7 protein-coding genes are annotated in these 6536 nt (G+C 35.9%); all 7 read right to left on the bottom strand.

The genetic code is table 11. The features are described 5' to 3' along the window. Nucleotides 1-1042 (bottom strand): nucleotidyltransferase family protein (locus AC06OU_RS15365; protein ID WP_475856936.1); only part of this gene is annotated, 1042 nt, incomplete at its 3' end. Between the two features lie 3 nt (nt 1043-1045). Further along, nucleotides 1046-1669: an acetyltransferase gene (locus AC06OU_RS15360; protein WP_475856935.1), complete on the bottom strand. Its 624-nt coding sequence runs from the start codon at nt 1667-1669 to the stop codon at nt 1046-1048. Next, nucleotides 1662-2741 (bottom strand): N-acetylneuraminate synthase, encoded by a 1080-nt coding sequence (neuB, locus tag AC06OU_RS15355; protein ID WP_475856934.1) that lies wholly within the window; start codon nt 2739-2741, stop codon nt 1662-1664. Before neuB ends, AC06OU_RS15360 begins: the two co-directional genes overlap by 8 nt. Next, on the bottom strand, nt 2738-3865 hold the full coding sequence (gene neuC / locus AC06OU_RS15350) for a UDP-N-acetylglucosamine 2-epimerase (RefSeq protein ID WP_475856933.1): 1128 nt from the start codon (nt 3863-3865) through the stop codon (nt 2738-2740). Before neuC ends, neuB begins: the two co-directional genes overlap by 4 nt. Before the next feature lie 3 nt (nt 3866-3868). Continuing rightward, a complete protein-coding gene (locus AC06OU_RS15345; RefSeq protein WP_475856931.1) occupies nt 3869-5023 on the bottom strand; it encodes a LegC family aminotransferase in 1155 nt (384 codons plus the stop codon). After that, complete coding sequence (locus AC06OU_RS15340; protein ID WP_475856930.1) at nt 5020-6021, bottom strand: NAD-dependent 4,6-dehydratase LegB; 1002 nt, start codon at nt 6019-6021, stop codon at nt 5020-5022. Before AC06OU_RS15340 ends, AC06OU_RS15345 begins: the two co-directional genes overlap by 4 nt. A 124-nt stretch (nt 6022-6145) precedes the next feature. After that, a complete protein-coding gene (locus AC06OU_RS15335) occupies nt 6146-6487 on the bottom strand; it encodes a DUF8042 domain-containing protein (protein WP_475856929.1) in 342 nt (113 codons plus the stop codon). Between the last annotated feature and the right edge of the window lie 49 nt (nt 6488-6536).

The raw sequence follows: 6536 nt of genomic DNA, 5'->3' as shown, positions 1-6536 counted from the left end.
AATAACTGCTATACTCATCATCGGCTCGTTCAAAGTCAGCTATATGTCCAATATCTAACCAATATTCACGCACTGGGAATACCGAAACATTTCTTTGTTTTTCCATTAGTCGTTTAAACAAATCTGGCATATCGTAAAATTCATTTTGTGGGATATAATCTAATATTTCCGGGCTCAATACATAGATCCCAGCATTCACAAAACTACGTTGCAAAGGCTTTTCTTTAATTGAAACCAACTGTTGCCCATCGGTTTCGATTACACCATATGGGATTTGATACTCATATTCACGTACACACATCGTCGCTACTGCATCCGTATCTTCATGAAAACGTAAAAGCTGTTCAAAATTTACTTGTGTTAACAAATCACCATTCATAACAAAGAAGGGACTAGTAGGCTTTTTCTTTAACAAAGATAAAGGTCCAGCAGTTCCCATTCTTTTCTCTTCTTCTATATAAGTAATTGATACTCCTAGAGCTGACCCATCCTGAAAATAATTTTGAATGATTTCTTTTTTATAATTGACAGATAAGATAAAATCAGTAAAACCGTATCGTTTAAAACCCTCAATAATAGTTTCTAATATTGGCTTATCACCAACATTCAGCATTGGTTTTGGGATGTTTTCTGTTAACGGACGCAGGCGTGTACCTAGACCACCCGCCATTAAAATAACAGAATTCCCATTGCTTTTAGCAACTGGGTCCTCATCTGCAAAAATAATATCAACAATTCGATTATCCAAATCAACAATCGGTAGTTGCTTTAATTTATGTTTTTTCAGTAAGTTTAAACAATCACTGTATGTATTTTTGATACTTGCGATGATTGGCGAGGGGTTCATGATCTGTTTAATTGGTACATCTAATCCTTCACCTCTTAAAATACCTCTTCTAATATCTCCATCGGTTACAGTACCTAGTAAATAATTTGCATCATCTACAACTACTGCAAATTGCAGGGAAGAATCATCAATGATTTTCATTGTTTCTAATAGTGTCGTATTTTTATCTATTAGGATATTTATCCAATTTTTCATACATTACACTTCCTTTGCAGGTACTCCAATAGCTTTTTTATTTGTACCTATATTCGAAATAACGACAGCTCCTGCACCTATAAGCGTATTCTTTCCAATTTCAATACCTTGAATAATAGAACTACCCGTACCGATATGGGATCCGTTACCTATAATAACGCTCCCCGAAATAGTCGTACCTGGAGCTATATGTATATGGGATCCGATTACACAATCATGTTCAATAATTGACCCTGTATTAATAATTGTATTTTCTCCAATTCGCACATGTGGTTGTACAATTGCACCCGCCATTACTTGAACCCCTTCTGCTAGTATCGCTGTAGCAGAAATGATGGCAGTTGGGTGAATACACGTTGCAAATGTATATCCCTGATTTTTCAAGTCTTCAAAAATACTTTGGCGAACATCCGAAATATTTACAGTACCTAATCCTAAAACTAGATCTACTTTCTCAGGATTAAACGTCCTTATCATTTCATCCGTTCCAAGGTAACTTAAACCATAAGAATTCCTTTGTTCTTCGGGTGCTGTAAAACCTAAGATTTTTCTCTCCTGAAGGTACAATATCTCAGTTAGTACTGAAGCATGACCACCATTACCTAATATGATTATCGGATTATTCATCAATCTGTTCATCCTTTTGATAAAATCGATTAGCCTTTTTACCTAAAATAGACCAATACTTTGACGGAGAAATGCCATTACCAGGTCTTTTAATGGTAATATTGTATTTATTTAACATTTCACCTTGTTTAATATTTACACTTGCCACAACACTCTTTCTTGCCGCTACACGATTTTTCATTTCATTTTCTGTAGGTTGTTTAAAACCAGTCCCTAAAGCACGTTCAACTTGACGAATACCTTCTACCATCGCCGTTAACTCTGCGGGCTCTAATGAGGCTACATGATCTGGGCCTGGTAATGCTCGGTCTAATGTAAAATGTTTCTCTATAATAGTTGCCCCCATGCTAGTTGCAGCAATTGGTATGGTAATTCCTTGTGAATGATCTGAAAAACCTATTGATAATCCTAGTTCTTCAGATAGTTGATTCATAGCTTTTAAATTAATTGTTTCAAAAGGAGCTGGATATTCGGTTGTACAATGAAGAACGGTTACATATTTTTGCAAAATAGCCTTTGCCTCATTTGTTTTGTAAAAAGAATGCACATTATCAATGGCAACATTGGCTTCTGGTTTTGCTAAGCCATAAGCGATAAAGGACAGGGCCTCATGGATTTCATCAATAGTTGCCATCCCCGTTGAAATAATCATTTTTTTTTGCTTGGTCGCAATATAATGAAGAAACGGAGAATTGGTTAACTCACCAGAAGGAATTTTAACGGTTTGCATCTGTAAAGCATCAACTAAAAAATCCACGCTATCGTAATCAAACGGCGTAGACAAAAATTCAATCCCTATTTCATTACAATAATCATTTAATAATTTAAATTCTTCAAATGAAAGTTCAAGTTTTTTTAACATTTGATATTGCGATGTGGCTTCTCCCAAATTTTCCACTTGATATTGTGCCTGCTTTGCTTCTTTCGTTACTAAATTTTCCGCACGAAATGTTTGAAATTTAACAGCATCTGCACCAGCTTCTTTCGCAACTCTAATTAACTCTTTGGCCATTTCGAAAGAGCCATTATGATTTACGCCTGCTTCGGCGATTATATAAGTAGATTGGTTCATAGATCATAAAACTCCTTTTGTAGCGTAAAAGATGAAATTTCTCTTAAATGATTCATAATTCTCTCTACGACATGTCCGTCTCCAAAAATTTGATCATATGGACCTGTATATAATAGCGCTGCCTCGATTGCTTTTTCTATTTCGGAGGCTTCTAATCGACAATCGAATACCGAGCTAGGTTTTTCACGTCCTGCTTGTCTATCTCCACAGTTCACAGTCGGTGTATGTAAATACGGTACTTCAATTAAACCACTAGATGAATTCCCTATTACAACATTCGCATATTTCACTGCACTTAAATATCTTTGCTGCCCTAATGAATCAAAGACCATTGCATTTTCATGCTGCGACACAAATTTTTCAATAGCCTTATTAATTTCCCTACCTCCATTATCTGCATTTGCTTTTGTAAAGACTAAATTGACATTTGTATAATTACTCAATGCTTTTAATAATGAATAAACTCCATTTGTTTGAAGATTTGTTTCTGGATGATAGGTAATTAAAAACATTGGCTGATCTATATTTAGTTTTAGGTTTGTAAATAACCTGTCCCGCGTGAGCAATGGAAGCTTTAATATATTTTCAATACCAACTGCGCCTACATTCCAAACTCGTTTAGGGCTTTCACCAAGCTGAATAACTCTTTTTCGATGTGATGCTGTACTCGTAAAATGCCATGTTGCCATTTTTGTAATTGAATGACGAATTGCATCATCATAAGCACCAAAAGTACATTCTCCACCATGAAGATGAGCTATTGGAATTTGCATTACAAGTGCAGTTTGAGCCGCTGCTAGCATTTCAAAACGATCTCCTAGTATTAAAAGTAAATCTGGCTGCAATCTCTCGAATGCATCAGAAAATCCTATTGTCGCTAATCCAATAGATTTTGCGATGCCTGTTGCTGAATCTGAGGACAGCAACATCTCTACCTTTTCATCTATAGCAAAACCATCTGCTTCAATTTGTTTATACGTTAAGCCGAATTCAGAAGATAAATGCATACCTGTCACAACTAACTGTAACTCAAATTCTGCTGACTGTTGGATAGCTCGCATTAAATTGAATAGTAGCCCATACTCAGCACGTGCTCCTGTCACAACACATATTTTTCGTTTCACTAGTTATCCCTCTTTTATCGGTGTGCTCGGAATGTTAATAATTTTTTCATTCAAACTTTCAATTGTAGACAAATCTGTTCTTGGACAGTCTCTATATGGTTTTAACTTGTGTAGCGGCGTCCAAATTGGACGACTCATTACACCGTGATCATTCAAGAAAGCCAAAACATCATCACGCACTAATGTGTCATCTAAGATTAATGTTTGAAGCCAATAGTTACTTAAACTATTCGCTGGTTCTTTGAAAAGTGTTACACCTTCTAATGGCGCGACTAGCTCTTCATAAAAAGCAGTTAATGCACGTTTTTGTTCGATAAATTCCGGCATTTTTTCTAATTGTGCGCAACCTAATGCTGCGTTTATATTCGGCAAACGGTAGTTAAACGCTACTTCATCATGTTCAAATTCCCAACGGTGTGGGACTTTTGCTGTTGTTGTAATATGCTTCGCGTAATCTGCCAACGCCTCGTCATCCGTTAAAATAGCACCGCCACCACCTGTTGTCATGATTTTATTGCCATTAAAACTAATTGCACTCACTTTTCCAAAGCTTCCTGTTTGCTTCCCTTTATAGTAAGTTCCTAATGATTCTGCAGCATCTTCAACAAGCACTAGATGATACTTTTCCACTAAAGTAACAAGCTCATCTAAATGTACAGCATGACCAAATGTATGCATTGGTACTAATGCTTTAATACGACGATTTGTTTCCTTATTAAACAGTTCACCATTACGTAACTCTGAAATTTCAGTCAAATAAGTATCTAGCTTATATGGATCAACACCTAATGTTTCTTCATGTACGTCAATAAAGTGTGGGATTGCTCCACAGTAGCTTACTGCATTGGCTGTTGCAATAAAAGTAAGCGACGGCATTAGCACTTCGTCATCTGCCTCAACCCCCGCTATCTTTAATGCAATATGCAGTGCTGCTGTACCGTTTACGACAGCAACAGCTCTCTTCACACCAACAAACTTTGCTAAGTCCTCTTCAAATCGTGTTACATAAGCTCCGACAGAAGAAACCCAACCAGTTTTTATACAATCCGTTACATATTCAAGTTCTTTTTCGTTAAATGTTGGTTCATGTAATGGAACAAAATCTTTTCCATACATCTTTTTCACACGTTCTGCAAATTGCATCCATTGGTTATTCATATGTTATAAACATCTGCCTTATATTGAGCTAAATTTTTCGGATTCGTAAACCATTCAATTGTTTCTTCTAAGCCGTGACGGAAGCCATCTTTCCCACCGTAAGCAGGCTCCCAATCAAGCAGTTCTTTGGCCTTTTTATTTTCAGCCCAAAGACGCTCTACCTCGCTTTTTTCAGGACGTAGGCGTTGTTCATCCGTTTCAATTGTTAAGTTCACACCCATAATATCGGCAATCATTTCTGCTGTTTCACCGATTGAGACTTCATAGTTTGAACCAATATTAATTACTTCACCGATTGATTTTTCCGAGTTCATTACAGAGATAAAACCTTGTACAGTATCTTTTACATAGTTAAAGTCACGTGTTGGACTAACCGCACCAAGCTTAATTGTTTCCTTACCGTTTGCTAACTGGCTAATAATTGTCGGAATAACAGCACGCGCTGACTGACGTGGACCATATGTATTAAATGGGCGAATAATTGATATAGGTGTATCAAACGAACGATAGAATGATAACGCCATTTGATCTGCCCCGATTTTTGATGCTGAGTAAGGTGATTGTCCTTGTAATGGGTGATCTTCATCGATTGGTACATATAAAGCCGTTCCATACACTTCGCTAGTTGATGTATGTACCACCTTTTCTATACCTAATTCGCGTGCTGCTTGGACAATATTTAATGTTCCATTAATATTTGTATCTACATATGTAGCAGGTGAATGGTATGAATAAGGAATTGCAATAAGTGCAGCCAAATTTAATACATGCGTACAGCCCTTCATTGCTTCTTTTACACCATATGGATCACGAATATCACCCGAGAAAATGTCTATTTGCGACTTAACATTATTGGGAGACTGGTCTAACCACCCCCACGAATTAAACGAATTATAATAAACAAAGGCACGTACATCATAGCCTTGTCGTACTAATGTTTCTGTTAAGTGAGAGCCAATAAAGCCATCTGCTCCTGTTACCAAAATTTTATTTTTCATTATCAATCTCCATTTACTATGCTTTGAAACTGTTGTTCATTTTAATTATAGTTCATCTATATTTATATATCACTCAGTGAAAGTGTACGTTCACTCTATTTGATTTTTTTCGGACTACATTTGACTAATTAGCCTTATTGATTAACATTACGTTCTCGAAAAATGGTACTATCTCATATTCTAATAAGTCTGCAACTAATAGAAAATCTTTCTTTTCTAAACTAGTATTAATTTCAATTAAAAACGCTTGAATTTGTTCTATATTTAATTCAACTTCTATATCATTCTTTTTTAATAATTCAGAGGCATCGGATAACCATATAACGCCTTCCGAAAAATCTTTAATGGTTAACAACGCTTCGTTTAACCGATCTTCTCGTAGGCAATTGGCAATATACATAACACCCTGAGGTATTTTTCGTATATATTCGTTATAACTTTCTATCACTTCAATTATTTCATTCATCACTATTCACCTTTTTCATTTTCAATAATTTTTACTGCTTCTAATGTAA

The organism is Psychrobacillus sp. (assembly GCF_056205495.1).
This window is presented reverse-complemented; position numbering and strand designations above follow the sequence as displayed.

Bases quoted from the DNA above. Each gene is read 5' to 3' on its own strand.
- AC06OU_RS15360 (WP_475856935.1), bottom strand. From the start codon at position 1,669: ATGAATAATCCGATAATCATATTAGGTAATGGTGGTCATGCTTCAGTA.
- neuB (WP_475856934.1), bottom strand. From the start codon at position 2,741: ATGAACCAATCTACTTATATAATCGCCGAAGCAGGCGTAAATCATAAT.
- AC06OU_RS15345 (WP_475856931.1), bottom strand. From the start codon at position 5,023: ATGAATAACCAATGGATGCAATTTGCAGAACGTGTGAAAAAGATGTAT.
- AC06OU_RS15340 (WP_475856930.1), bottom strand. From the start codon at position 6,021: ATGAAAAATAAAATTTTGGTAACAGGAGCAGATGGCTTTATTGGCTCT.
- AC06OU_RS15335 (WP_475856929.1), bottom strand. From the start codon at position 6,487: ATGAATGAAATAATTGAAGTGATAGAAAGTTATAACGAATATATACGA.